The 26,550-nt window shown below is 56.4% G+C and carries 24 protein-coding genes and 1 riboswitch; of the genes, 9 read left to right on the top strand and 15 right to left on the bottom strand.

The window, feature by feature from the left end; genetic code table 11:
• Positions 1–25 precede the first annotated feature (25 nt).
• The 3 genes from GN112_RS11555 (at position 26) to GN112_RS11545 (ending at position 3,269) form a co-directional block, all read left to right on the top strand.
• Positions 26–676 carry a cobalamin B12-binding domain-containing protein gene (locus GN112_RS11555; protein WP_162458887.1) on the top strand — a complete coding sequence of 217 codons (651 nt, stop codon included), beginning with the start codon at positions 26–28 and terminating at the stop codon, positions 674–676.
• Complete coding sequence (locus GN112_RS11550; protein ID WP_155310357.1) at positions 654–1,388, top strand: GntR family transcriptional regulator; 735 nt, start codon at positions 654–656, stop codon at positions 1,386–1,388. The genes GN112_RS11555 and GN112_RS11550 overlap by 23 nt, the downstream gene beginning before the upstream one ends.
• Positions 1,389–1,694: 306 nt before the next feature.
• Entirely contained in the window at positions 1,695–3,269 is a 1,575-nt protein-coding gene (locus GN112_RS11545) for an MBL fold metallo-hydrolase RNA specificity domain-containing protein (protein ID WP_155310356.1), read from the top strand.
• 7 nt (positions 3,270–3,276) lie between these two features.
• Here the strand turns inward: GN112_RS11545 and GN112_RS11540 are convergent, their stop codons facing one another.
• The 4 genes from GN112_RS11540 to GN112_RS11525 form a co-directional block, all read right to left on the bottom strand.
• Positions 3,277–4,194, bottom strand: a complete 918-nt coding sequence (locus GN112_RS11540; RefSeq protein ID WP_155310355.1) for a DUF3786 domain-containing protein — start codon at positions 4,192–4,194, stop codon at positions 3,277–3,279.
• 35 nt (positions 4,195–4,229) lie between these two features.
• Positions 4,230–5,003, bottom strand: coding sequence for an SDR family NAD(P)-dependent oxidoreductase (locus GN112_RS11535; protein ID WP_155310354.1), 774 nt, complete (start codon positions 5,001–5,003; stop codon positions 4,230–4,232).
• 67 nt (positions 5,004–5,070) lie between these two features.
• Positions 5,071–5,367: a transcriptional regulator gene (locus tag GN112_RS11530; protein ID WP_197743313.1), complete on the bottom strand. Its 297-nt coding sequence runs from the start codon at positions 5,365–5,367 to the stop codon at positions 5,071–5,073.
• Positions 5,364–5,843, bottom strand: coding sequence for a low molecular weight protein-tyrosine-phosphatase (locus GN112_RS11525; RefSeq protein WP_155310353.1), 480 nt, complete (start codon positions 5,841–5,843; stop codon positions 5,364–5,366). The genes GN112_RS11530 and GN112_RS11525 overlap by 4 nt, the downstream gene beginning before the upstream one ends.
• A gap of 741 nt (positions 5,844–6,584) precedes the next feature.
• On the opposite strand from GN112_RS11525, the gene GN112_RS11520 reads away from it, so the two are divergent.
• Together GN112_RS11520 and GN112_RS11515 are read left to right on the top strand one after the other, a co-directional pair.
• Positions 6,585–7,733, top strand: coding sequence for a sigma-54-dependent transcriptional regulator (locus tag GN112_RS11520; RefSeq protein ID WP_155310352.1), 1,149 nt, complete (start codon positions 6,585–6,587; stop codon positions 7,731–7,733).
• A 47-nt stretch (positions 7,734–7,780) separates the two neighbouring features.
• Positions 7,781–9,400: a B12-binding domain-containing radical SAM protein gene (locus GN112_RS11515; RefSeq protein ID WP_155310351.1), complete on the top strand. Its 1,620-nt coding sequence runs from the start codon at positions 7,781–7,783 to the stop codon at positions 9,398–9,400.
• Between the two features lie 135 nt (positions 9,401–9,535).
• Here GN112_RS11515 and GN112_RS11510 read toward each other — a convergent pair whose 3' ends face one another.
• A complete protein-coding gene (locus GN112_RS11510) occupies positions 9,536–10,168 on the bottom strand; it encodes a LysE family translocator (protein ID WP_155310350.1) in 633 nt (210 codons plus the stop codon).
• Positions 10,169–10,204: 36 nt separating this feature from the next.
• On the opposite strand from GN112_RS11510, the gene GN112_RS11505 reads away from it, so the two are divergent.
• Positions 10,205–10,723: an Lrp/AsnC family transcriptional regulator gene (locus GN112_RS11505; RefSeq protein ID WP_197743312.1), complete on the top strand. Its 519-nt coding sequence runs from the start codon at positions 10,205–10,207 to the stop codon at positions 10,721–10,723.
• An 18-nt stretch (positions 10,724–10,741) separates the two neighbouring features.
• On the opposite strand, the gene GN112_RS11500 is transcribed toward GN112_RS11505, so the two are convergent.
• A complete protein-coding gene (locus GN112_RS11500; RefSeq protein WP_155310349.1) occupies positions 10,742–11,083 on the bottom strand; it encodes a hypothetical protein in 342 nt (113 codons plus the stop codon).
• Positions 11,084–11,253: 170 nt separating this feature from the next.
• On the opposite strand from GN112_RS11500, the gene epsC reads away from it, so the two are divergent.
• Positions 11,254–12,237, top strand: a complete 984-nt coding sequence (gene epsC / locus GN112_RS11495; protein WP_231716993.1) for a serine O-acetyltransferase EpsC — start codon at positions 11,254–11,256, stop codon at positions 12,235–12,237.
• 57 nt (positions 12,238–12,294) lie between these two features.
• Positions 12,295–13,215: a cysteine synthase A gene (gene cysK, locus GN112_RS11490; RefSeq protein ID WP_155310348.1), complete on the top strand. Its 921-nt coding sequence runs from the start codon at positions 12,295–12,297 to the stop codon at positions 13,213–13,215.
• Between the two features lie 99 nt (positions 13,216–13,314).
• Here cysK and GN112_RS11485 read toward each other — a convergent pair whose 3' ends face one another.
• The 9 genes from GN112_RS11485 to qrcA all read right to left on the bottom strand — a co-directional run bounded on the left by GN112_RS11485 (position 13,315) and on the right by qrcA (position 24,826).
• Positions 13,315–14,061 (bottom strand): Rossmann-like domain-containing protein, encoded by a 747-nt coding sequence (locus GN112_RS11485; RefSeq protein ID WP_155310347.1) that lies wholly within the window; start codon positions 14,059–14,061, stop codon positions 13,315–13,317.
• Positions 14,062–14,083: 22 nt separating this feature from the next.
• Positions 14,084–15,388: a phosphomethylpyrimidine synthase ThiC gene (thiC, locus tag GN112_RS11480; protein ID WP_155310346.1), complete on the bottom strand. Its 1,305-nt coding sequence runs from the start codon at positions 15,386–15,388 to the stop codon at positions 14,084–14,086.
• Between the two features lie 106 nt (positions 15,389–15,494).
• Positions 15,495–15,602: riboswitch (TPP riboswitch) on the bottom strand.
• Between the two features lie 243 nt (positions 15,603–15,845).
• Complete coding sequence (gene murA / locus GN112_RS11475; protein ID WP_155310345.1) at positions 15,846–17,123, bottom strand: UDP-N-acetylglucosamine 1-carboxyvinyltransferase; 1,278 nt, start codon at positions 17,121–17,123, stop codon at positions 15,846–15,848.
• Positions 17,124–17,519: 396 nt separating this feature from the next.
• Positions 17,520–18,752 carry a cation diffusion facilitator family transporter gene (locus GN112_RS11470; protein ID WP_155310344.1) on the bottom strand — a complete coding sequence of 411 codons (1,233 nt, stop codon included), beginning with the start codon at positions 18,750–18,752 and terminating at the stop codon, positions 17,520–17,522.
• Between the two features lie 734 nt (positions 18,753–19,486).
• Positions 19,487–19,648 (bottom strand): hypothetical protein, encoded by a 162-nt coding sequence (locus tag GN112_RS33785; RefSeq protein ID WP_173179339.1) that lies wholly within the window; start codon positions 19,646–19,648, stop codon positions 19,487–19,489.
• Positions 19,649–19,669: 21 nt separating this feature from the next.
• A complete protein-coding gene (qrcD, locus tag GN112_RS11465; RefSeq protein ID WP_155310343.1) occupies positions 19,670–20,968 on the bottom strand; it encodes a menaquinone reductase integral membrane subunit QrcD in 1,299 nt (432 codons plus the stop codon).
• Between the two features lie 72 nt (positions 20,969–21,040).
• Entirely contained in the window at positions 21,041–21,868 is an 828-nt protein-coding gene (qrcC, locus tag GN112_RS11460) for a menaquinone reductase iron-sulfur cluster-binding subunit QrcC (RefSeq protein ID WP_173179337.1), read from the bottom strand.
• Positions 21,869–21,889: 21 nt separating this feature from the next.
• Positions 21,890–24,058 carry a menaquinone reductase molybdopterin-binding-like subunit QrcB gene (gene qrcB, locus GN112_RS11455; RefSeq protein ID WP_155310341.1) on the bottom strand — a complete coding sequence of 723 codons (2,169 nt, stop codon included), beginning with the start codon at positions 24,056–24,058 and terminating at the stop codon, positions 21,890–21,892.
• Positions 24,059–24,136: 78 nt separating this feature from the next.
• Positions 24,137–24,826, bottom strand: coding sequence for a menaquinone reductase multiheme cytochrome c subunit QrcA (qrcA, locus tag GN112_RS11450; protein WP_155310340.1), 690 nt, complete (start codon positions 24,824–24,826; stop codon positions 24,137–24,139).
• Positions 24,827–25,597: 771 nt separating this feature from the next.
• Between qrcA and GN112_RS11445 the strand changes: the two genes are divergently transcribed.
• Positions 25,598–26,536, top strand: coding sequence for an ABC transporter ATP-binding protein (locus GN112_RS11445; protein ID WP_155310339.1), 939 nt, complete (start codon positions 25,598–25,600; stop codon positions 26,534–26,536).
• The last annotated feature ends 14 nt before the right edge of the window (positions 26,537–26,550 follow it).

The following is a 26,550-nucleotide window of genomic DNA, read 5'->3' as shown; positions in this document are numbered from 1 at the left end:
TCATCGTGGTAAGGAGACCAAAACGATGGACAAACGGGAGACGTTAATCAAAGCCATGAAAGAATTGGAGGAGGATGAGCTTTTTTCATGCATGGAAGATCTCCTCGCATCCGACTCTGATCGCTGGATGATTATGGAATGGCTGCAAAAAGGAATGGGTGAGGTTGGTAAACTATTTGAACAAGGGGAATATTTTATCGCAGATCTGATTGTGGCCGGGACCCTGTTTCGCAAAGCCATTTCCCTTTTTCCGCCGTCCGTGACCTTAAAAAAACGAAACTTACCGCTTGGCCGGATTCTTATCGGTGTTATGGAGGGGGATATTCACGATATTGGCAAAGATATTGTCTGCCAGACGTTGGAAACCGGGGGATTTGAAGTGATTGACCTTGGCGTTGATGTCAGTACAGAAATTTTTATTGAGGCAATAGAAAAATACCACCCCGATATTGTCATGCTATGTGGTCTGATGAGCTTCGTCGTTGAAAGAATGGAGCAAACGATCGATAAACTTACGAGGCTTTCTTTGCGCAACTCATTTGTTGTCATTGTTGGCGGCGGCTGTATAGATCGTACCACAAGCCAGGACATTGGCGCTGACTATTATGGCGGGCAGCCGATTGAGAACATGCAGCTTTGTAAGAAAATAATGGATGAAAGAAAACATAATGAATAGCAGTGGCCAACCCGTTTACCAAAGTGTTGCTAACGACATAAAGAAGATGATTGTTAAGGGTGAGATCAACCCATCGGATATATTACCCAGTGAAAACACTTTGGCCCAATCCTATAATACAAGCCGCGTAACCATAAGAAAAAGTTTGCGGATATTGGAACAGGGCGGTTTTATTTATTCGTGGCCGGGTAAGGGTTACTTTGTTTCTGAGCCTGAACACGACGTGTTTACCCTTGTTTTCAATGAGGAAGGCCGCGCCCATGATATTGCCTACAAGAATGTCACAGTGATCATCCCTGACCCGGAAGTTCAAAAGGCGTTGAATTTTACGGCGCCAAATAAAGCGATTAAAATCTGCCGTGTTATTAAACAAGATAAACAGCCCCTAGCTTTTGACGTCAAATATCTTCCGTACGATAAAGGTACCCCCATCATTGAAACTGAGCTGAATTATGCCGTTTTCCCGGAGATTGCAGCGGCGAAATCTGCGCCGTTCGCTTTTTATACAAAAATGGAAATAACGGCAGAACTCCCGGATGATGAGACCGCCAACATCTTAAGATGTGAAAAGAAGGTGCCGTTGCTCGTTGTAACCAGGCGCTTTATTGATCAAAGTGGGAAATGTATTGGTTACGGCAAGGTGAGTATGCTTCCGTCATACGGCCCTCTGAAAGCGCACTCCGGTTATCATCATGATAAATCAGCCTTATGAGGATTGCCCAATAGGGGCAGCCCCAACCAAACGACGATTACCTGCCTGAATTTTATTACCTGATCGGGGTGTCATTCAAATATACCTTCTGAACGTATGCCAAAAGGGCCATGGCGGCACCCTCCACCCACCTTTGCGGAAACGGGAACCTTTCATGGTACTTGCTTTTTGTCCATATCGCTTCGATATCGGCCATCCGGACCGCCGGACGCCTTTTGGCGCTTGTTTTTTCCCTTCCAATGGCCGATAGTTGTCTTCGTTGACGCAGATGATATCCACGCAGAAATCGAGAAAGGACAGGCGGCCATGCACATCACGTTTTACGGGGCGGTAAGGGAAGTGACCGGGTCGATGCATCTTTTGTGTACGGACCATGACCGGATTTTGCTGGATTGCGGCATGTTTCAGGGGCGGCGCAAGGCTGCTGCCGAGAAAAACCGGGTGCTGCCCTTTGATCCGGGAATTCTCACCAATATGGTCCTGTCCCACGCCCATATCGACCATTCCGGCCGTATTCCACTGATCACCCGCAATGGATTTACCGGCAGGGTCTACTGCACCCGCGCCACTGCCGATGCCAGCGCTTATCTGCTGCCCGATTCAGCCCACATCCAGGAAAGTGATGCCGGGTATCTGAACTATAAAACCGTCCGTTCGGCGCTTTCCCAGATGCGTCCCGGCGAAGACGGCAAGACGAGCAAACGGGATCTCAAGGAGATCAAAAATCTGCTTAAAAAGAACAAGCACGGGCTCAATGCCGATGTGATCGGAAGCTACATCAAACGATTTCACCTTCAAGGCGTCGAACCCCTCTATACGATCACCGATGCCGAGGAGGCCTTGACATTTTTTGAAGGGATCCCCTATCGCAGTCCGGTGACCATCGGGAAAAAAACCACCTGCACATTGTATGAAGCCGGCCATATCCTTGGATCGGCGATTGCCATGATCCGCAGCGAGGTCAACGGCAATCCCCGTACGGTCTGTTTTTCGGGTGATATCGGCCGTTACGGAAAACCGATCCTGCGCGATCCGGCCAGCCGGTTCGATTCTGCGGGCAGCGACGTGGATCTTCTGGTTTTGGAGAGCACTTACGGCAATCGGGATCATGAACCGGTCGTCGATTTGCGGCCGCGGCTCAAACAGGCCCTCAACGAGACCTTTGATCGGGGGGGCAGCGTGCTGATTCCTTCATTTGCCTATGGCCGCACCCAGGAACTGCTCTACGTGATCCACGAGTTGTATGACAGCGGTGAGGTGCCGCGCAAGCCGGTCTATGTGGATTCGCCCCTGGCCACCAACATCACCAAGGTGTTCGGTGAACATCCGGAAGTATACGACCGCGAGGCCCACGAGCAGTTCCTGCAGCAGGGCAAAAATCCCTTCTCTTTCCGGCAGGTGCAATTTGTGGAAAGTGTCGAGGCCTCCATGGCTCTGATGCGCGAGGAATCCCCCCACATTGTCATTTCCGCTTCAGGCATGTGTGAAGCCGGACGTATCCTGCACCACCTGCGTTACAAAATCCACAATCCCAAAAACACCGTTCTCATCGTGGGGTACATGGCCAACCATACTCTGGGCCGCCGGATCCTTGAGTTGGGCACCGCTTACGAAAAAGCGGGGCGCAGCGGCGAGCCGCCCATCGTCAAAATTCTCAACAAGGAGTACCCGCTGAAGGCCCACGTGGTCAAAATCGGTGGATTTTCCGCCCATGGCGATCGCAACGAGATGCTTCGTTTTCTCAAACAATCCGGCCTGAAGATCAAACGGATCGCCGTGGTGCATGGCGAAGAGGATCAGAGCCTAGCCTTTGCCGAACAGCTCAGAAGTGAAGGCTACGCGGCTATGGTGCCGCGGATTGGCGAGACACTGACGATATGATCCGTTTTTATTCAAATCCTTTGATCAGATAGTAATTGCACAGTGTCACCAGGCTCCAGATCGCCGGTGAGGAGAGCGCCCGTTCGATGGAGCGGTCGAAAAGAATCGAAATTCGCGGGGGGAATTCCCGGCTTCCCAGCCAGAGCAGGTAGTAAAGCGGTATTCGCGGAAACGGGGTGAGCTGAAAGGCCACATCGGCCATTTTTTCGGGCTTGCCGCCCAGGTGGCGTCCCACGGCGGCAAAACCGTTGGGATCGTCACCGTAACGGGCCAGCAGCGCGGCGGTGTTGAGCCGGCCGCGCTCCCTGAAATAATGGGCGCCGGCCAGGTCGTCGGGGCCCACCATTTCCCGACCCATTGGAAAAAGACGGTCCACAAGGGCAAAATATTCCAGCACGGTCAACTCCAGCAGCACGACCGAAATTTTTTCCCAACCTTGTTGGGCCTTTCCCCGCAGACATTTTTTGTGGGTGTCCACGAGAATATCCCGGTTCAGAAAACGAAAGCAGATTTGCCCGGACGCAGGATCGATGTCGGTCAGGGTGAAGTTGGCAACCGTGGGCATATCCCGCCGGCGCAGTTGCTCCCATAGATCGGCGGAAATCTGGATCGGCCGGCGCGAGGGATCAACGGCCGGTGGTCCCTGGTTGCGGCGTCGCTGCTGCATCTCCAGAAACCCCTTGCCATAGGGATACTGCGATGCGGTAAAATTGTCGCAGGGAAAGCCCGGGCAATCCCTGGGGCAATAATCGATATGGTTGAGCCGGGCACATTCGAGGATTGCACAGGGATGGCCGAAACGCCGCGTTTGGGCGGCACTTTTTTCCGTTGCCAGGTCGCTTCTTCCAGGTCCGCAGGTACTGCAATGACCCAGCAGGTTGAGTTGGCAAACGTCACAATCGATGCCGCAGGCGCCAGTGGCCATATCGGTCTCCTCAATCGTTATTTCGCTTCATACGGTCAGGGTGGTGATGCCTGGGGGCCGACCGCTCTCAGGTCATACCGACCGCCGTTTTCAAGCCGGCCGTCCATCAGCAGCCGGATCAGGCTGGCCGCGACACGCTCCGGCAAAGCCAACTCACCGCTGGCTTTCAACTTGAGAAATTTGTCCACCCGGGCAAACTGATCGCTGCGGCATCGGCGGATGCTGGCCTGCATGTCGGTATCCACGGTTCCCGGTGCCACCGCACAGGCTGCGAATGCCGGGTCGATGCGGTCAAATTCAAGGGCTATGGCCCGGGTCGCCATGTCCATCCCGGCTTTGGCAGCACCGTAGGCGGACCATCCTTCGTAAGGGACCTGGCTGGCCCCCGAGGTGATGTTGATGATCCACTTGCGGCCGGGCAGGGTCTTGCTGAACTGGAAAAAATGGCGGGAAAGAATCAACGGCGCCGTCAGGTTAACCCGGATGTTCTCGGCCAACTGGCGATCGTCGCAGTCGCCAATGGGACCGATGGGATCAAGCACGCCGGCATTGTTGATCAGCACGGTATGCGTCAGACCATCGCGTTGGCTCGGGTCGATGGCAATCCGCTTGAATGCCGGGCCGATGGCATCGATGTCGTTGAGATCGACACGGATATTCTGCTGGTTGCCGGCGATAAACGGGAGACTCCGGGAAAGCCCAACCACTATGCTGCCCGGGCGATTTCGTGCGTCAACAGCCAGTGCCCGGCCGAGTCCGCGGGTGGTCCCGGTGATGATAAACAGGTGGGTGATCGACGGTTGATGCATCCGTACAGCTCCTGTCTGGTTTGCACCGATTTTCTCTGCAGGATCGCCGAATGTCGTACCGCGACTCTTATTCCACAATCCTGAACAGCAGATGGTCGATACGGCTCTGCCGGCAGCGTGGGCAGCGCCCGGGCCGGGTCAGCCGGCGGCGCTGGGAAAAGGTAAACCCGCATGCCAGGCAGCGACAGGGCGTTACCGAGAGTTTGCGGCCCTGGCCGGCGACGCTCTTTTCGATATGGGTGAGATGCCGGTAGACATCTTTTTCGGCCACGCGCACGGTTTGTGAGAGTTCCTGCGCCGTCATGGTTTCCAGGGTTAAAAGGTCGATGATCTGCTGGCGGATGGTTCCCTTGAGCGTGCTCACGATTCCTTCAGTTCCACCTGCCGCTCGACGTAGGCAATCAGATCGGGGAGGCACGCCAGGATCCGTCGGGCAGTGGCTTCGTAGGCGGCATAGGAGAGGCCATAGGGGTCGTCGATTTCCGGGTCCGTCCAGTCCGGTGCAAAGGTGCCGAGCAGACGGGCGTGCTTGCAGCGAAAAATAAAGAGGCTGTTGATTCTGTCCAGGTGATATTTTTCCATGGCCAACACCAGATCGGCGGATTTGATCATGGCCGTGTCCAGCATGCTGGCCCGGTGTGCGCTGATATCGGCCCCATGGGCGGCGGCCGCCATAACCGCTTCCGGTTGTGCCCGGTTGCCGTGCAGGCCTTGGGTGCCGGCCGACCGGATACCAACCTTTTCTTTCAACCATTCCGGCAACCGATGCCTGAGCAGCCCCTCTGCCATGGGGCTGCGGCAGATATTGCCGGTGCAGACCATCAGTATTGAAAAAACCAATTCACCTCCTTACCCCCCCTTGGATCGATTCATCAGCCGTGACCCGGACCTTCTCCTCAACTATAGAGATGGCCGGCGGCAAAGTCAATCCGGCCGTGAACCCAGGGCAGGGCAATCGCATGTAACCTTGGTATGTGACGTGCCCTACAGGGTGATCGCGTACGGATCGTTACTATGATCCAAATCGAAATCGAAATCGGGATCGCTATCGAAATCGAAAAAGAAATGGGACGGAGACATGCAGACTGGATGTCTATCGACATGGGAAACTGGAAAACCGGGAACCGTCTATTGCCCTTTTGTCAACCAGTGATTCCAATATACATCGTCGATTCCGATTTCGATCCCGATTTCGATAAACCTGAGTTACATGCGATCACCCTGGGACCCAGGGTGACCGCATTTGGTTTCTCCGCATTTCTTTCCCCGTCCAAGCGCAACGCCTTTGAATGTCAAATTCTCAATGACAAATGCCGAATGGTGGATTTCTGTTCAATTTAATCGATTTCATCCTTCAATTGACATTTAGATTTTTGCGTTTGGCATTCATCCGTCCGAAAACAAGCGTCGCCGATAAATTTGTTAAGCGGAATCCTTTCCAATGGGGTTCCCCTGGCCATGGCCCCGCTGGCAATGGGAGAGATGACGAATTTGTTATTTGATCTTTTTAGCCGGGTTTACTATATAGATACCCATCTATCGTACCGAGTCCATTCTTCCTGAACACCTGCGGAGATAAGCATGTCTGATATCCGAATCCTTTTTGTTGATGATGACCGGGACATATTGGCCATGGTCGAGCAGTATCTGACGATCAAAGGCTACGATGTGACCACTGTGGACAATGGTGTTGATGCCGTCGGGATTGTCAAGGACAAACAGATCGACATCGTCTTTACCGACTACAAAATGCCCGAATTCAACGGCCTGGAACTCCTCGTGGCCATCAAGAAATACCGGCCCCAGACGGAAGTGATCATCGTGACCGGGTACGGATCCATGGAATCGGCCATTCAGGCAATGAAGTTCGGAAGCTACGACTACCTGCAGAAACCGTTCAAACTGGATCACCTGCGCATGATCATCGACCGGATCAGCGAAGAGCGCAAGATCAAGGACAAGGCCCAACTGATTCGTAAAATTGCCCGTGAGCGACACCAGTATGGCAAGATGATCGGCCTGTGTCCCAAAATGCGTGAGATCTACGAGGTGATCGACACCATCAGTATCGACAACCCCATGGTTCTGGTTCATGGGGAAAGCGGCACGGGGAAGGAACTCGCCGCCCTGACCATTCATGAGAACAGCAACCGCAAGGAAGGTTCCTTCGTACCGATCAATTGCAGTAGCCTGGGTAAGGGGACTTCCACCCAGGAGGAGATCGACCGCTACCTTGCCGATATGCTCTCCTCCGTCAATGGCGGGACCCTGTATCTGGACGAAATCGCCACCCTGTCAGCCGGTGTGCGTGAACGCATGCTGGTGCTGTTGGGGGACTGGACCGGTGATATAGCCCAGCGGCCGCGGCTGATTGCCGGGACCAGCCGGGAACTGGATGAAGTGATCGCCAGTGGCGCCATGAAAAAGGACCTGCTCGATCTGTTCAATGCCGTTTTCATCAAACTGCCCCCCCTTCGGGAACGCAGGGAAGATATCCCGCTGCTGATCAACCATTTTCTTTTCAACGACCCGCCGGCGGCCAAAACACGGATTTACGCGGTGACGCCTCCCGCCATGGATATCCTGCTCGAGTACCACTGGCCGGGCAACCTGATTCAGCTGCAAAATGTCATCGAGCGCGCCTTTGCCATGGGGGTCGAAAACATCATCGGCCCTGACGATTTGCCGGAGGAGATCCGTACTTTCGGTAAGATTTCGCAGATGGGCTGATGCCCGGGCCCGGGTATTATTTTTCATAGGATTTTCCGTTTGCCGCCATGGTCGATATTCTCCTGATCCAACCGCCCATGGCGGACTATTACCGCACCGCCAAACGCACGATTCCATACGGTCTGGCCTGTATCGCCGCCGCTGCAACGCAAAAAGGCTTTTCGGTGGCCATCCTGGACGCCATGGCCACCGCCAAGTCCCGGGTTGTGTCCCCACCGGATAGCCTGGCGCATCTCGGTCCCTTCTACGGACGCGCGGACCGTAGCCCCATGGCCCTGTTTCACCACTACCGCCACTTCGGGTACAGTCTCGAGCATATCGGGCGCCAGGTCAAATCCTCGGGCGCGTTTCTGGTCGGCATCGCATCCCTGTTTACCGCATACAGCGACATGGCCCTGGCCGTGGCCCGAACGGTCAAGGCCAATCTGCCCGGCTGCACGGTGGTGATGGGCGGCCACCATCCCACGGCCCTGCCCGAAACGGTGCTGGCCGAGCCGTCCGTGGATCTGGTGATCCGCGGGGAAGGGGAGACGGCCCTGCCGGCCCTGGCCGAGGCCCTGCGCGCCGGTGCATCCCTGGATGGCGTGCCGGGAATCTGCTATCGCCATCCAGACGGTTCGCTTACCGTGAACGCACCAACCCTGGTCGCTGAGCCGGACCGGATGCCCGTACCGGCGTTCGATCTGATCCGGCGCAAGTTCTACCAGCGTCACGGTCTGGACAGCCTGGTGGTCACAGCCGGCCGCGGATGCCCGCTGGCGTGCAGCTACTGCGCCACCAGTGTGCACTCGTGGATGGGGTTTCGCAAACGCTTGGTACCTGCCGTGCTGGCGGAGATCCGGGCCGCCAGCACCGGTCGCCGGGTGGGGTTCATCGATTTCGAGGATGAGAACCTGACCATGGACCGCGCCTGGTTTCTCGAGCTGATGGCGGGGATCGGCAACATTTTCGGTGATCATCGGCCGGAGCTGCGCGCCATGAACGGCCTGTTTCCTCCCAGCCTCGATGAGACCGTGGTCCAGGCCATGAAAACGGTGGGTTTTACGGCCCTGAATCTCTCCCTGGGCAGTGCCGACCGTGAGCAGCTGCGGCGTTTCCATCGGCCCGACGTTCGCGCTGCCTTTGACCGGGCCCTGCAGTACGGCCGCCGAGAGGGGCTTTCGGCCGTCGGATACATCATCGTCGGCGCGCCGGACCAGGATCCCCTGACCTCCGTGGATGATTTGCTCTTCCTGGCGCGTCGGCCGGTACTGGCCGGGGTGTCGGTGTTTTATCCGGCGCCGGGCAGTGTCGATTACCGGCTCTGTAATGACCTCGGACTTCTGCCGGATACTTTTGCCGCCATGCGCGCCACGGCCCTGCCCATCGAACAGCGCACCTCGCGTACCGATTCGGTGACTCTGCTGCGGCTGGGCCGGATACTCAATTTCATTAAAGCGCTGCTCGCCGCTGATATTCCGGTCCCGCCAGCGTCGCCAATCGATGCGCGGGTGGATCCCAGATTGGATCGGCAGGCCCTGGGGCGGAAACTGCTGGCCGCCTTTCTGCACGACGGGGCGATCCGGGGCATCGATGCCGATGGGACGGTATATCGTCACCGGGTGTCGACCCGGCTTTGCCAACACTTTTTGGAAGGATTGCAGGACGGGCCGGTTTCAGCCGCTTAGGATCGGGGATGAAATTAATTGAACGTAATTGCGCCGGGCTTGTGTTCGTCTTCAAGGCGCATCAACGGTTGCATACCGGGAGTATGTGGCCGTTGATGCAACGCGGAAGACGGGCGCAAGAACAAGCAATTTCGTTTAATTAATAAAATTCCCGATCCTTAATCGGCCGGCGATCGCCACCAGGCCGAAAGCGGTCAGGACCAGGCCGGAAATCCGGTTGATCCAGCCCATGACCGCGGAGCTGATGCCGTCACGCAAACGGCCGCTGATCGATGCCAGGATGACCCACCAGGCCATGGAGCCGGAGAAGACACCGGCCACCAGCCATGCTGCGGTCGTGGGGCCGGCACTGTTAAGGCCCAGGCCCATGCCGGCGAAGACAGCGGCAAAGGAGAGGATCGTCATGGGGTTGGTCAGGGTGAGCAAAAGGGCCGAGAGATAGCCGGCGGTGCTGCCGGGTGCCTTGGCCGCCGCTGGAGTCGTGCCGTGGCTGAGGAGGATGCGCAGGCCCAGCCAGCAGAGAAACAGGCCGCCGATCAGTTGAATCCAGAGTTGCTGCCCCACGAGAACGCCGGTGACGCCGGCCAGTCCGAAAGCGGCCATGCAACCGTAAACGGCGTCGGCCGTGGCCGCCCCCATGCCGGTGAGCAGACCGGCCTGCCAGCCGCCGGCCAGGCTTCGGCGGATGCACAGGATGCCGATGGGCCCCACCGGTGCGGCGATGGAAAGACCGAAAATCAGTCCCTTGATGAAAAATGAGAGGTTCATGGCGGCCACTGTATCCCGGATCGGGTGACCGGTGCCATGGGCAAACAACGGTTTTCAGGGGGCGGAACCTTAAAAAACAAGGAAATGGAGGCCATGGACCGTCTGATTGAAAAAATGCTGGACGGGATCGGCCGCAAGATCCTTGCCGCACTGCAGGAAAACGCGCGCATTTCCTTCAGCCGGCTGGGTAAACGGGTGGGGCTTTCATCGCCCGCCGTGACCGAACGGGTGAAAAAGATGGAGGAGGCGGGCGTCATCCGGGGATATCATGCGCACATCGATCCGGCTGTTCTGGGCCGTGCGGTGACGGCGTTCATCCAGCTGACCACCGACGCCCGGCACTATCCGGCGGTCCAGAAAGTCGCTGCCGGCCTGTCCGAGGTCCTGGCCTGCCATCACATCAGCGGCAACGCATCCTTTCTCATCCAGGTTCGGGTCGGCGATGTGGCCGACCTGGAAACCGTGGTGGCCCGTTTCAGCCCCTATGGTCAGACCCGTACGGCCATCGTACTGTCGACATCGGTGGATAAGGGAGGACGGCTGCCGCTGGAATGATCCGGTTATGTTCCATTTTTATTCCGACTCCGTATTCACCACCTCGCGAACCCGGATAGGGCGCTTTTTGGGTTTGGGGGAGAGGTTGTTGTTGATCAGAAAACCCTTGAGCCAGCCCTTGGCCTCCTTGGCGGTGTCAAGCTCGTTGTAGTAGGCTTTGATGTTCTTGATTTCCGAGTAAACCGTGTCCACCCGCTGCCATTCATTGGGGGCCATCTTGGCCTCCAGAGCATAGAGTACGCTTTTGCTTTCTACGGCCACCAGGCGGATATTGGGTCCCAGTTTTTTTTCCAGGGTTCGGATGGTTGCGAGGTCTTCTTCACTCAAGACGGCAATTTTGAGGTCGTCCAATCCAGTCATGGAAGTATTGTCCTTATGGGGTTACGGTACCGCTTGATTGATGTTTTGCGCATATCAAACCAGAATCGTTCCGGCTTGTCAATTTTTCGACCGGATTGGAGATCAGGGATTTTTACGCGCCTGCGGGTTTTGACAACCTTTTCTTGATGGTTACACTAGGGAAACCATTTATGAAGACCCATGATGAAAGCGAGAGTCAACCCATGCATGATATCTGCCGGTCCGAAAACGAGTGCCGAATCCAGGCGCGTGACCGACTGTCCACGGTCGCCGAACGCATCATCGATCACGCCGAAAGCAGCCCCTGTTACACGCATATTGACAGCGAGCCCATTCCGGCCGAGGGGTTCGCCACCGACATCATCGATATGTTTCGCGAACTGCTTTTCCCGGGATATTTCAGCCGTGAGAAGCTCGATACGGTGAACCTGCGCTACAGTTTGGGCCAGACCGTTTCTAAGCTGTACGACCTTCTGGCCGACCTGATCACCCACAACATCCGCCACGACTGTCTGCGTTTCAACCAGTCGTGCAGTGGGTGCGAGGATCAGGGGCATGACATTGCCCTGGCGTTGATGGATGCCATCCCCAACATCCGGCAGGTGCTGGCCCAGGACGTGCGGGCGGCCTTCGAGGGCGATCCGGCGGCCAAAAGCCATGATGAGATTATTTTCAGCTACCCGGGTGTCTATGCCATCAGTGTGCATCGGGTGGCCCACCGGCTGTTTGAACTGGGCGTGCCCATGCTGCCCCGGATCATGAGCGAGCACGCCCACAGCATTACCGGTATCGATATCCACCCCGGCGCCACCATTGGGGGGCGGTTCGTCATCGACCACGGCACCGGCGTGGTGATTGGCGAGACCACCCGGATCGGAAATAACGTGCGCATCTACCAGGGGGTGACCCTGGGTGCCCTGTCCCTGCCCAAGGATGCCGGTGAACGGCTGCGCGGCAAGAAACGCCACCCGACCATCGAAGATGACGTGATCGTCTACTCCGGGGCCACGATCCTGGGTGGGGACACGGTGATCGGCGCCCGTTCGGTGGTGGGCGGCAATGTCTGGCTGACCGAGTCGATTCCTCCCGACACAACCGTAATGCTGGAGACCCCCCGGTTGATCATCAAGGAAGCCCGTCGCAAGGCCGGTTGATTGGCCGCTACGGCCATCCCCGTTGCAGCCGTAAAACGTACGCCAAAGGAGTATCCCATGACCATCCATCAGGCCATTGCCACCACCATCGGCAGCACCCCACTGGTCCGTTTAAACCGGATCGGTGCCAACCTGTCCGCTGAAATCATCACCAAACTGGAATTTTTCAACCCCCTGGGCAGTGTCAAGGACCGCATTGCCGCGGCCATGATCGACGATGCCGAATCCCAGGGGCGGATCACGGCGGATACCCTGATCGTCGAGCCGACATCCGGTAATACCGGTATCGGCCTGGCCTTTATCTGTGCTGCCCGGGGATATCGGCTGTGTCTGACCATGCCGGAAACCATGAGTGTGGAGCGTCAGAAGCTGCTGCGCCATCTGGGTGCCGAGCTGGTGCTGACGCCAGGGCCGTCAGGCATGGCCGGGGCCATCGAAAAAGCCGCTGCCATCGTGGCCGAAAATCCCGGTGCGTTCATGCCCAACCAGTTCGAGAACCCGGCCAATCCGCACATCCACCGGGAGACCACTGCCGTGGAGATCTGGAACGACACGGCCGGCGACGTGGATATCCTGGTGGCCGGTGTGGGGACCGGGGGCACGATTACCGGCGTGGGCGGCTATCTCAAGGAAAAGAAGCCGGGCTTTCGTTGTGTGGCGGTCGAGCCGGCCGCGTCGCCGGTGCTTTCCGGTGGTGAGAAGGGGCCCCACAAGATTCAGGGCATCGGCGCGGGGTTCGTCCCTCAGGTGCTGGATCGCAGCATTATCGACGAAGTCGTCACGGTGCCTGACAAAAAGGCGTTTGAAACAGCCAGGGAACTGGCGGCCCGCGAAGGCATCCTGTGCGGTATCTCCTCGGGGGCAGCCGTGTGGGCGGCCCTTCAGGTGGCGGCCCGTGCGGAGAATGAAGGCAAACGCATCGTTACGATACTGCCGAGCACCGGCGAGCGCTACCTGAGCACGGATCTTTTTGTATGATGCAAATCGAGCCGGCAACCAACATGTCCAAGGAAGCGGTCGCGGCATCCCCGATCATATTCTATGATTTTAAATATTTCCCAAGGCAGTCAAATTATATTATGAAGCATTGAAACATAATCTTTTTAGATTTAAAATAATCGCAGGCCCGGCAATCGTTGTACCATAAAAATATATGGGTTTATTATATTTCTCAGCATATATAGTTAGTCTTTCCAGGCAATTATTAACAATTGTGGAACCTGTTGCGAGAAGAACATCACTGGTTTTAAAAATTTCTTCCTCCATTGTTTTTCCATCCCAAATAGAAATCCCGTACTTTTTTTTGCCAATGTTATCTTTATCCAGGTCTGTAACCTTTACTTTTCCAGGTGAAACAATTTTTGAAAAGTTATCAATAATTGCGGGCTGAAATCCTATGATACCAATATTACTTTTAATTCCGTATTTATTAATAACACTTTTAGCAATTTCCTTTGCACACATTTCAGGTTCTTTATTTTTACAGTGAATAGTTTTATCTGCCTTTTCAAGGTGCCGCATAACAGCATTTAGGGCTGAAATGAAAAGAGCACGTTCTCCGTTATTACTCAGCTTAATCTCAACTATATCTTTAATCTTTCCTTTAAAATTCATTGGGATATCTGTGAAAGCCTGACCAATTGCACCTTTAAATTCAGCCTGCATCAAACTTTCCTTCCCTTGCAAAAGAGGGAAATCTTTTCTTTCCGTTTCACCAATGGCCTCTCTGGGGGTCAATTGTCTGGCTGTAATATTAACTTCGGTTTCCATCAGTCCGCTTTCATGGGCGATCTCGATAAATGATGATTTAAGCTGATTAAACATATTTATTCCTTTTGCGGGTTCATCAGTCGTTCAGTTGAATATCCTTCCCCGACAGCACCCGGTTCATGTTCCGTACGGCGCACATTTTGCCACACATGGTGCAACTGTCTTCATGTTCGGGGGTTGAGCTTTCGCGATAGCGACGGGGCTTTTCCGGGTCCATGGCAAGGTCCAGCATCGTTTCCCAGTCCAGGGCCGCCCGGGCCCGGGACATGGCATTGTCCCAGTCACGGGCGCCGGGAATGCCCTTGGCGATGTCGGCGGCATGAGCGGCGATGCGCGTGGCGATGATGCCTTCCTTCATGTCATCCCGGTCGGGCAGTCGCAGGTGCTCGGCCGGGGTGACGTAGCAGAGAAAATCGGCGCCATTGGCAGCGGCAATGGCTCCGCCGATGGCGCTGGTGATATGATCGTAGCCCGGCGCCACATCGGTGACGACGGGGCCCAGCACGTAGAAGGGGGCGCCGTGGCAAAGGCGTTTTTCCATCATCATGTTGCCTTTGATTTCGCCCATGGCCATATGCCCCGGTCCCTCGATCATTACCTGGACGTTTTTCTCCCAAGCCCGCAAAGTCAGCTCGCCCAGGGTGATCAGCTCCTCCACCTGGCAGGCGTCGGTGGCGTCGTTGAGACAGCCGGGGCGGCAGCCGTCGCCCAGGCTCAGACTGACGCCAAAGTGCTGGCAGATTTCCAGCAGGCGGTCGAAATACTCGTAAAAGGGGTTCTCCCGGTCATTCATCTGCATCCAAGTGAACATAAGGCTGCCCCCCCGGGAGACGATGTTGGTGATACGATTGCGGCTGTTGATCTTCTCGGCGGTCTGGCGGTTGAGGCCGGCGTGGATGGTGAGAAAATCGACGCCGTCCTCGCAGTGGCGCTCGACCACTTCGAAAATCTCGTCCACGGTCAGGTCCTTGATGTTTTTCTCGTAAAACCCCACCGCATCGTAGATGGGCACGGTACCGATCATGGCCGGCGACAGGGCCACCAGCTTGCGCCGGAACTCGCGTGTCTTGCCGTAACACGAAAGATCCATGATCGCCTCGGCCTTGAGATCCAGGGCCAGGCGGACCTTGTCCATCTCCAGGTCCACGTTGCAGCAGTCCTTGGAGATACCCAGATTGACGTTGATTTTGGTGCGCAGCCCCTGGCCGACGCCCTCCGGATCGAGATTCGTGTGGTTTTTGTTGGCCGGGATGATTACCTTGCCGGCGGCGATCGATTCGCGCAGGGCCTCGGCATCCATTTTCTCTTTCCGGGCAACGATTCGCATCGGGTCGGTCACGATGCCTTTGCGGGCGGCATCCATTTGGGTGGTGTAGTGCATGGGGATCCCCTTGTTCAGCGGGTTCAATAAAAAAGGGGGGCACGGCGGCGGACCAATAAAAAAGGCCCGCCCGAAAGACAAGCCTGACAAAGAAAGGTGCGAAAACGATTTTCTTGTCGCGCTTCCCTACGGCAGTATGATCTGCATCAGGTTCAAAGGGTCGGCGCTGCTGCGCCATCTCAGCCCCGTCTGCGGGACCCCCCCAGCAAAAAAAGTATTAACAAACTGTCTATAATGCCTGCGGGCTGACAAAGTCAATAAAAGATTGTGGCGAAGCCAGGGCAATCGCAAGCAAAATCAAAAACCGGCCGTTCCTGAACACGCACCATTCCCGAAAGTGGGAAAATGCCAAATGCCAACGCCCAAATGTCAAATGAAGGATGAAATCGATTTTAAAATAGATAGAATACCACCATTTGGCATTTTTTATTGGACATTTGACATTTGTGACCCATCGCTATCGGGTTTTGCGTGTCACCCGCGCACCGATCTGTTGAAATCGGTTTTCAATGTCGAAATGACCGCGGCCGATCTGGTAGACATTGCCGATGGTGGTGGTTTCCGGGCAGGCCAGCCCGGCCAGCAGGATGCACGATGCCGCCCGAATGTTGTCCGGACGGGTGTCCGCCCCCCGGAAGGTGGTGGGGCCGTTGACGATGGCCAGGCCGTCGTCTTCGACCAACTCGATATCGGCACCCAGTTTGCGCAACTCGGCCACCTGGCTGAAGCGCTTGTCGAAAATGCGTTCGCGGATGTAGCTTTGGCCGTCGGCAATGCACGAGAGGGCCATGATGGCCGGCTGGAAATCGGTGGCAAATCCGGGGTAGGGGCAGGTGAGCACGTTAACCGGTTTCAGGTTCCGGCCCGGTGATTCGACATCCAGCACATGCCCGTTGACGCGGATTTCGACGCCCATCTGCACCATTTTTTCGATCAGCAGCCGAAGATCCTCGGGGACCACGCCGATGATGGAGACCTTTCCTCCGGCAATACCGGCGGCCATCATGAACAGGCCGGCGTCCAGGCGGTCGTTCATGGCGTAGTAGTCGATGGGGTTCAGAGCCGTGACGCCCTCCACCGTTAACGTGCGCGTACCCAGACCGTGGATCGTTGCGCCCATTTTGATCAGGAATTTGGCGAAATCGTAGATTTCCGGATCAGCGCCGGCATTTTCGATAACCGAGACCCCCTTGGAGAAACCGGCGGCCATCATCAGGTTTTCCGTGCCGGTGTGGCTGGGAAAATCAAGATAGAGAGAGGTGCCGTTGAAATCCTCACCGCTGATGACAAACGCATCCCCGCTGGTGATGGTGGCTCCCAGGCGGGCAAACCCCCGGTAGTGGTAGTTGAGGTTGCGGCTTCCCAGCGGGCAGCCGCCCACGCTGGGCAGGCGGACCTCGCCCAGTCGTTTAAGCAGGGGCGGGATGAACAGTACCGATGCCCGCAGGCGGCAGGTGAGCGATTCCGGCAGGTCTGAGCGGGTCAGGTGGGTGGCATCCACACAAACCACCTTTTCACCGGGGAAGTAGTCCACCTGGGCGCCCACGTGGCGCATGAGTTCAAAGGCCACCAGAATGTCGTTAAGCGGAGGCACATTGCGGATTACGCTGCATCCGCTTTCGGGAAGCAGGGAGGCGGCCAGCATGGGCAAAATGGCATTTTTGGATCCCTGGACGCAGACACTGCCGCTCAAGGGGCGGCCGCCCTGAATTTGAATAAACTCTTGGTCGGTCATTGGATTGGCCTTTTCTGATTCGCCGTCGCGCCCGCTTCAAAGGGTACCGGCGATATTGATTATTGGCTGCACTTGACGGCATCGCCAAGCTATAGACACCATGGGACGCAAAATAGACACAAAACCCTATTCACGGCAACCGTTTTTGCGGGCCCGATCAGAGCAACCGAATTTGGATGTATTATCATTTTCCAAGGCCCGGCACTTTGCCGGCCAGTGCCGCCACGGTGCGGTCGTTCTCAGAAATTTACAGGGAATGGGTTGCCGGCCGTTACTGACAGGTTTGCATAAAAGCAGGCTGCGGGCAACTGCTTTCAGGAAAGAACGGGCAACAGGCAGGACAAGGAGATGTCATCGGCTGCTTTACCTCAATGTTGCAACAACGGTGAGGCAGATTTACGAGGAATTCTGGATGATTTCCAGAATCGCTTCACCCAAATGGTCGACAGACAGGATGTGAATTTCCACGCCGGCGCTGGAGAGCACATATCCCGGCCCCTTGAGGGAGATATCCTCTTTTATGCCAATCTGTTCGATGCCCTGCGCAACCAGCCATTCCGCAACGCGAATGCCTTTTGCGGTGCCGACCTGCCGATAGGGATTTTCAATCAGCGTCTGTTCCTGGATGGTATTGTCGCTTCTACGGACAGATACAATGCTGAAGTAGGGGGCCTCGCCGAAGTGGCCGCTGATCAGGCCCTTGCGGTTTTCGAGAGGCAGCGCAATCCGGTCATGGGTGCGTTCGCGAGGCTCATAGTGAATGATCACTTTTTCGATGTGCGTCACCTGTTGCCGGATTTTCTTTTCGATATCCTCACTGATTTGGTGGGCTTTATTCAGATCTTTCGTGTCTACGGTAATGGTGGCCTGGATAAACCGGAACCGGCCGGCATTTCTGCCGATCAGTGAGTTGATGCCGACCACCAGCGGTTCATTGCGGATAATCTTACGAATTTTGTCCATTGTCGGAAAGTCGATGGTTGCATCGAGCAGTACGCGCATGCCATCGAAAAGCAGTTCCCAGCCTGCGCGGACAATAAAGAGCAGAATCAGTGCTGCGCCCAACTGATCGATGGTTAACCCGGATACGTTGATATGTATGTTCAGATAGCTGGAAACCACCGAAATCAGAACCACCATGGAGGAGAGAAAATCCACCTGGCGGTGACGCCCCTCGGCAACCAATGTCGGCGACTCGGTTTTGCGTCCCACCGCAATGGCGTACTGCCCGAAAGCGAGAGTGGCCAGGCTGCCGGCGGCAAGCAGGACAATGTCGGGAATCCGGATGTGCGGGATACCACCGCCGGCGGTGAAAATTTCACGGATGATTTCGTATCCGGCAATGAAGATGAAAATCGCAATGAGCACCGAGGCCAGGTTTTCGAGTTTGTACAGGCCCAATGGAAACTTGCGCGTTTTTTTCGTGGAGAGCTTGACCCCGGCATAAATCAGCAGCGAGGCCACGGAATCGGTTGCCGAATCAATGGCGCTGGCGATAATGGCGAGGCTTCCCGATAAATAGGCCAGCACGATTTTCATGACGGCAAGGGCGAGGTTCAGCAGGAATGCGTATGCTGCAATCCGGTTAATCTGCCGGGTCTCGTCGTGTCCGGAAGAAGAGGGCGCCATTTGAATGACTCCTTTCACATCAATGCGGAGCTGCGGTTGCAGTGCATGGTGCTTCATTTGCCTGGAGAATCCAGGGATACGTTGGCATACTTATGTGATTCCGGCAATGAATTTTGCACAATGCTGCCGGCGACATCGTGCATTGACGAAATACGGCTGACCGTGGAAACAAATTGCTTCCGGTGCCTGTAGGAGCGGCCCATGGCCGCGAAGATGAAATGCGGTTGATTTGATGGTCGCAGGCGCTGCCAGCTCCTACCGGGGGGCATGGATGGGAAATCGGGATGTTTTGACCGGCCGCATTCGACCTGCCCTTCAGCCTGCCACCTAAACGGCTAAGGATCGGGGATGAAATTAATTGAACGTAATTGCGCCGGGCTTGTGTTCGTCTTCAAGGCGCATCAAGGGTTGCATACCGGGAGTATGTGGCCGTTGATGCAACGCGGAAGACGGGCGCAAGAACAAGCAATTTCGTTTAATTAATAAAATTCCCGATCCGGCACTGGTTCAGTTCAATAGGTGATCCAATAATATCAATATGTTATAGCAGGCTTGAAAAACCAGTCATATTGAATATAACTATCTGTTATTAAAATGAAAAATTGTACCCCCTTAGCTAAATTACCTATTGAACTGAACCAGTGCCCCCGATCCTAATCACCTATAAAACAAAACGCTTCTACGGACCGCAATCCGCGAAAGCGTTTTGTTGTTTATACGATGGGTGCAGGTTTTTAGTGGTGGCCGTGGCTGCCTTTGCCTTTGACCGTATCGACAACGGCCTTGATCACGCAGTAGGTTATGCCGATGCCGATGATATTCAGGGCGTACCAGAGACCGCCGTGAAAGACCATGTGGCCGGCGTCCCAGATCCATTCAAAACTGAAAGGAAACATGTCATCTTCTCCTTTTGAGGGCTAGGCTTTCGCCGGTTCAAGGTCAGCGGGGGCGTCGGCTACGGCCTCGACCTCCGGTTCATCGTCAATGGGGTTCAATTCCGCTTCCTGGGGGAAAATCGGCAGGTAGCGGTAGGAGATCATGATCAGGATGATGCCGTAGGCCACGGGCAGGATCGTGGTGGCGACTTCCTGCCAGCTGGGGTAGTACAGGATCCACTGGTCGAAGGTCATGACCGGCGCGGCCATGACCTGGAGGACCATCACCCAGCGGTTCAGGGAGACGCCCAAAACAGCCAAAATGATCGCCGTTACCCGCCAGACGGGGTTCTTGCGTAGCGGCGCGCTGATCAGGATGATGGCCGGCACCAAGCCGCCGAGCACGACTTCGGCGAACAGGATCCAGTAGCCGTAAAAGGCGGTCCCGGTGTAGAAGTCGGCCAGGGTCTGGCCCAGACCCGGGGCGGTGATGTTGGCCCAGCGGGTGGTGTCGCAGATTTTGGCGATGGTGTAGGTGAAGATCATCCAGCCGGAAATCTTGGCCAGCAGCTCGACCACGTTGTCCTTGACCAGTTTCTTGCGGGTCACCTTCTCGGTGATCCAGGTGATCAACAGGGTGAAACAGGGGCCGTAAGCGGCGGCGGACCAGGTAAAGAGGAAGAAGGTCCACGGCCAGATGAGCAGTCCTTCGCGGAAGGAGAAGGGACGGCCGAAGAGTACACCGGCGACGCCACCCAGGGAGCCCTGGTGGAAGAAGGAGAGGAATGCGCCGGTGGCTGCGAAGACCGCCATGGTTTCGTGCATGTTGTGGCCAAGGTTGTGGAAAAACGGCACCTTGTCGATCTGGCGGTTTTCCAGGATCAGCGGAATGTACTCGATGGTCAGCACCGAGAAGTAACAGGAGAGACAGAAAGCCACCTCGGTGAGCATGGAGTGGACGTTGGCGTGCCAGAAAATAAACCAGCTCCGGAGGGGCTGGCCGACGTCGATGGCCAGGATCAACAGGGCCGAACTGTAGCAGATGAAACCGATCAGCACGGCATAGTTGATGATGTTCTTGAGCTCGTCCTTGCCGATGATGTACTTGAGCAGACCGCTGAAAAAAGCGCCGCCGCCCACGGCGATGACGGCCAGGTCAGCCCAGATCCACAGGGCGAATCCGTAGTAGTCGTTCATGTTGGTCTGATTCAATCCCTTGAACCAGCAGAGCAACATGGCATAAACGCCCCATGCGAGCACAGCGCCCACAATGCCCAGTCCCAGAAGGAACTGCCACATCGGGCAACGTTTGACTCCTTTGGGTATTAAAGCAGAATCCATAGGGTAAGTACTCCTTGATCTGTACGGTTTGCCGTTTTTATACAAAAGCCTTTACCGTAAAGGCGCTTTTTATTAATGGTGCGGCTTGGAGACCTGTCCGGTTTTCTCATGTTCCAGATAGTTGTCCCCGGCCCGCCGGACCCATTCCCGACTGGAAAGATAGTACACCTTGGTGTTGGTGCCCAGCCGCTCCAGAAGCCGGAAGGCACGCGGATTTTTCGATTTGTTGCCGTTGTGCGGATCGGGCTTGACGATCTGATGCACCTTATGCGTCGGGTTGTTGAGATCGCCGAATACGATGGCCCCGGCCGGGCAGGCCTGGGTGCAGGCCGTCTGGTAGGCTTCTTCGGGAACCCGGCGTTCACCGTCGAGGTAGGCCTTGTTCTTGGCCTGCTGGTAGCGGTGGAAGCAGAAACTGCATTTTTCAACGACCCCGCGCATACGGGGTGAAACGTTGGGGCTGAGGGATTTCTCCATCCCGTCAGGCCAGACCGGATCCCACCAGTTGAAGTAACGGGCATGGTAAGGGCAGGCGGCCATGCAGTACCGACAACCAAAGCAACGGGTGTAGATTTGGCTGACGATACCGGTTTCTTGGCTGTAGTCGGTGGCCGTGGCCGGGCAGACCGACACGCAGGGGCTGTGTCCGCCGTGGCCTTCGCAATGCTGGCAGGGCCGCGGCAGATAGCAGATCTCCGTATCCGGGAAGGATTTGCCGTTGGTCAATTTATAAACGCGGATCCAGGTGATGCTGTCCAGCTTGTTGGACTCATCTTTTTTGAACGGCACATTGTTTTCCGACATGCAGGCCACCATGCAGGCGCCGCAGCCGGTGCACTTGTCCAGATCAATGGCCATTCCGTACTTCATGGGCGGATTGTGTTTCTGCTCGTGTTTCATCAGAACCTCACGTCAGGTTGGTTAGGCTTTGGCCAGCTTGGCCCGGATTCCCCAGGCGGCATCGAGGCCGGATGACGGATCCTCAACAGGGCCGATGAGTTCGTTGACGTTGATCCCCTTGTCTGCCAGGAAGCCGTCGTAGGCGGTGTGCCCCAGCCCCTTGGCCATGGCGATCACGCCGGGTTTGATTCCCTCGAAGAGGTGGACGCGCACCGGCGCCTCCCCGCGGGGGGTGGTCAGCGTGGCCAGGTCGCCTTCACTCAAACCCATTTCACCGGCGGTCTGGGGGTTGATCTCAACGAAACCGTCTTTGCCTTTAATCACGGTGTCAGCCACCGTTTTAATCATGAAGGGGGTATCCCCGATGTATCCGCTGGAAATTCGTATGGAGTCGTAAGGCATCAGCAACAGTGGAAAGGTTCCCGCATCGCCTTCGATCTCGACGGCCGGCGTATCCAGGGCGGCCATTTGTAACGAACTGCCCGCAGTGGCGAAGTCATCGTCGACCCAGACGCCTTTTTGCATGAGGACATCCCATTTGTCGGCCAGGGTTTCCTGCAGGCAGGTTTCGTAGTTTTTCCACGGGAAGGATTCGGCCACGCTGCCGCCGACGGCCTGAGCCAGATTGATCAGGGTTTCGCCCAGGTGCCGGGTGTTGAACTGGGGCGAAACCACCGGTTTGCTCAACCCGATGGTCTGGCTGGGCAGGCCGGCGGCCACGGGAACGTCGGCGTAGCGTTCCAGGTAGACATGATCGGGCAGCAGCAGGTCGGCCATGGCCGCGGTTTCGTCGTTGAACGACGAAAAGCTGACGATAAAGGGAATTTTATCCAGGGCCGCCTTGAATGCGGCGGCATCGTGCAGGCTGTGGCAGGGGTTGGCATCGGCGACCATCAACACCTGGATCGGATAGGGCCCGTTGCCGTTGAGCCCGTCGGGCAGACGCTGGAGCAGATGGCGCGCATTGGCGTATTGACCACTGCCGGCACCGTCGAAACGGGGTTGGCGCAATCCGGCGGAGGCCGCTTTGTCGCGGGCCACCTCGGGCCACTGGATATAGTCGGCCGGGGCAATGGCCCACATCCCGCCTTCCTGGTTGACGTTACCGGTCAGACCGTTGAGCAGGTAAACGGCTGCGGTTTCCCGCAGGCTTTCCGGACTCTGGGCCTTGCCCCGTCCGCAAAGGGCCAGGGGCCGGTTGGCGCGGGCGAAGTCTTTGGCGATCTCGACGATGGCTTCGACGCTGACACCGGTGGACAGGGAGACCTTCTCCGGTGCGTAGTCGGTCAAGAGCGTGTTTTTTATGCCGCCCAGTCCGGAAACCGCGCCGCTGCCGACCAGGTTCTTGGCGATCATCACGGCGGCGATGCCCAGGGCCAGATCGGCCTCGGTGCCCGGGGTGATCGGCACCCAGCGGGTGGCTTTGGCGGCACTGTTGGAGAGGCGCGGATCCACCTGAACCACGGGGACGCGTTTTTCTTTCCAGAGGCTGCAGGCCTTGATCATGCGCACGGGGGAGCCCCAGCCGTCGGCGATGCCGCTGCCGAAGCTAAGAATGTAATCGGCGTTTTCCAGGTCGAAACCGGTCCGTCCGGCCTCACCGAAAAGGGTGCCCACGGCCAGCTCGTCCGTATCCTGATAAGAGGGGGTGCGGATGAAATTGGGCGATCCAAAGGCGGCCATGAAACGTGCCAGGAGCGCGGGAACCGTGCCCTGATCCGATCCGGCGATGGCGGCCACGGTATGGGCCTCCTCGCGTTCGCGAATGGCGGTGAGCTTTTCGGTCAGCATTCCCAGGGCCTCGTCCCATGAGATCTTCTGCCACTTTCCCGCGCCCCGTTCGCCCATCCGTTTCATGGGGGCTTTGATGCGGGTCGGTCCGTAAAGCATTTGGAGCCCGGAGAGTCCCAGGATACAAATCCCGCCGTCATTGACGGGATGGCCTGGCTTGCCTTCGATTTTCACGGCGCGGTTGTCGATCTTTCGCACGGTAATGCCGCATCCGCCCGGGCACAGGGAGCAGGTGGAATCCTCGTAAACCACCTCACCGTCTGGTGGCACCGGTGTCCAGGGCCACATCTGCGACCAGATGGAAGAGTCATCCATCAGTTTCCACGGCAATGGCGACAGGGCCGTACCCGCTGCGCCGCCGATGACGAACGATAAGAAACTTCTTCTGTCAACTTTCATGAATTTTTCCCTCACCTTATATCCAAAGCAGACGCTGCAATCGTTAACCGGATCGTGCCTGTGCGTGTCCGAGCGCGCTTACTTATGGCAGACAAAACAGGCATCGCGCTTAGTCTGAACGCTGGAGGTGTGAACAATACCGGCCTCCTTGTGGCATTGAGCACAATCGTCCATCTTCATGCGATCCCAGCTGTTTTTCTTGAGACCGGCGATGTTTTTGCCCCAGATGTCACGGCTGTAGCCGGTGATGCGGTTGTATTCGTAGGGGCGGGAGCTTTCCGATTCGCCGATGTGGCCGTGGCAGGTGACACAATCCATTTTGGCGCCGACCACATGGGCGGCATGGGAAAAGAAAACACAGTCAGGCTGGCGGGAATAGGAATACCAGGGCACTTCGCGTTCCTCCCAAACATATTGCTCAACGAAGGTTGCTTCCGCTTCACTCTCGCCCATGGTCTCATCATGGCAACCAGTACACTGGGCCAGTTTGGGAATCCCTGAAAAGCTGCCGTCGTCCCTGAAGAAATGACAACTCTCACAGCCATTATTCACTTCGGCAACGTGCATGGCGTGGTTGAAGCTGAACGGCTGCTGTTTTTGGGAGTAGAGGAGTTTGGGGAAAGCGACCCACCCCAACACCATGCTGGCTGCGAAACCGATGATGAAGAACAGGATGATATATCCGCTGGCCCCGGACTCGTTTGCGCCCTTGGCATGCGCCGAATCATCATCCATCACCTCTGTGGCCTTCTCGTCTAAGGTACTCATGGAATCTCCGTCAACCGCTGTGTGATGGCCTCGTAGCGAAACCATCACCGATTAAACTTAATACCCCTGCACCAGTTTCCGCATCAATCGATGGCCCAGGCGGTTCTTTCGCGAACACGCCGGATTCGTTACCGATGCTTTCATGCTTATCAATTTCAAACGGGATGCGATCCCGTCCATGGGTGAAAAAACACGGGAGGTGAAGCTTGCGACTTAGTATCGGCAGTCGGTCCTTTTGTCAAGAAAAAATCCTTGAAAACAGGCCGTTGAACGAGCTTGCAGCAACTTGTGCAAACATCGACGCGCCGCCGTTTTATAGCATTCAAGATAATGTTTTTGGGCTGCGTTATCGGTCGTTGCGGTATGCTGGATACAGTTTCCTCCCTTAAGGCCTTGCCAAAAACATTATCTTGAATACTGATAGCCGCTGCTCTGCCTCCTCTCCGACAACGGTCGGCCACCTCAACAGCGTCATCAGCGAGGGATTGCCGGGTATGGTCGACCGGAGAGACCAACAGACTTGACATATCGGGGTGAAATATTATTTTTCACCAGTTTTTGCAAGCCGTCATCTGTCGGACGGGTGGAGATTGCCCGTCGTGGGGGGCTGCAAACATGTATCCGATTTTTCAAAACAAACGGTTGGACACCATGTTGCTCGGTGCCGGCAGCCTGTGGGGCAGTCGCCATCAGCGAGGCGATGGTGTGTTGCCATTTGTTTCTGCAGGCATCTGTTCACGATCATCAATAGGCCAAGGAGTTCGCATATCCATGATTGAAGTGAAAAATCTGACCAAACAGTTCGGCCATCACCTGGCGGTGGACGATATCTCCTTTAGCGCCGATAAGGGAGAAATTCTCGGATTTCTCGGCCCCAACGGGGCTGGAAAGTCCACTACGATGCGCATGATCACCGGATTTTTTCCTCCCACCGCCGGAACGGTGATCATCGGTGGCAGCGACATTCAGACCGACTCCATCGCTGCCCGCCGTAAGATCGGCTACCTGCCTGAAAATGCACCGGTCTACCCGGACATGACGGTCAGCCGGTACCTGGATTTTTGTGCCGCGATCCGGGGGTTTTCCGGTGCCGACAAGCGCCAGCGGGTGGGCGAGACCATCGAACGCTGTTTTTTGGGCGGGGTCCGTCAGCAGTCGGTGAGCACCCTGTCCAAAGGGTACAAGCAGCGCGTCTGCTTTGCCCAGAGCATCCTGCATGATCCCGAATACCTCATCCTTGATGAGCCCACCGACGGACTCGATCCCAACCAGAAACATGAAGTCCGCCTGATGATCCGTGAAATGAGTGCCTCCAAGGTGATCATTTTCTCCACCCATATTCTCGACGAAGTGGATACGGTATGCAACCGGGCCATCATCATCGCCGGTGGCAAGGTGGTGGCCGACGACACGCCCGACGGATTGCGGCGCCGGTCGGCCTTTCATGGGTCGGTGGCACTGACGCTGACCGGCGATGCGATCGATGCCGCCAAGGCGCGTCTTGAGGAAATGGCCGGTGTGGCGTCGGTGTCGGCGGTGGCGCACGACGGTGATCGTTGCACCCTGCGCATTTTTCCCGACGATCCGGACGTGCCGATTGCCGACCGGATCATTACCGCCGTCGGCGATGATGATGGCCTGCGAATTGCGTCGATATTCGTCGAACAGGGGCGTCTGGATGACGTGTTTCGCGATATCACCACCGGATAAAGGCGCAGGGTTCG

Source organism: Desulfosarcina ovata subsp. ovata, assembly GCF_009689005.1.
GTDB classification, from domain to species: Bacteria; Desulfobacterota; Desulfobacteria; order Desulfobacterales; family Desulfosarcinaceae; genus Desulfosarcina; species Desulfosarcina ovata.
Note: the sequence above shows the minus strand (reverse complement) of the source record. Positions and strands in the feature narration are given on the sequence as shown.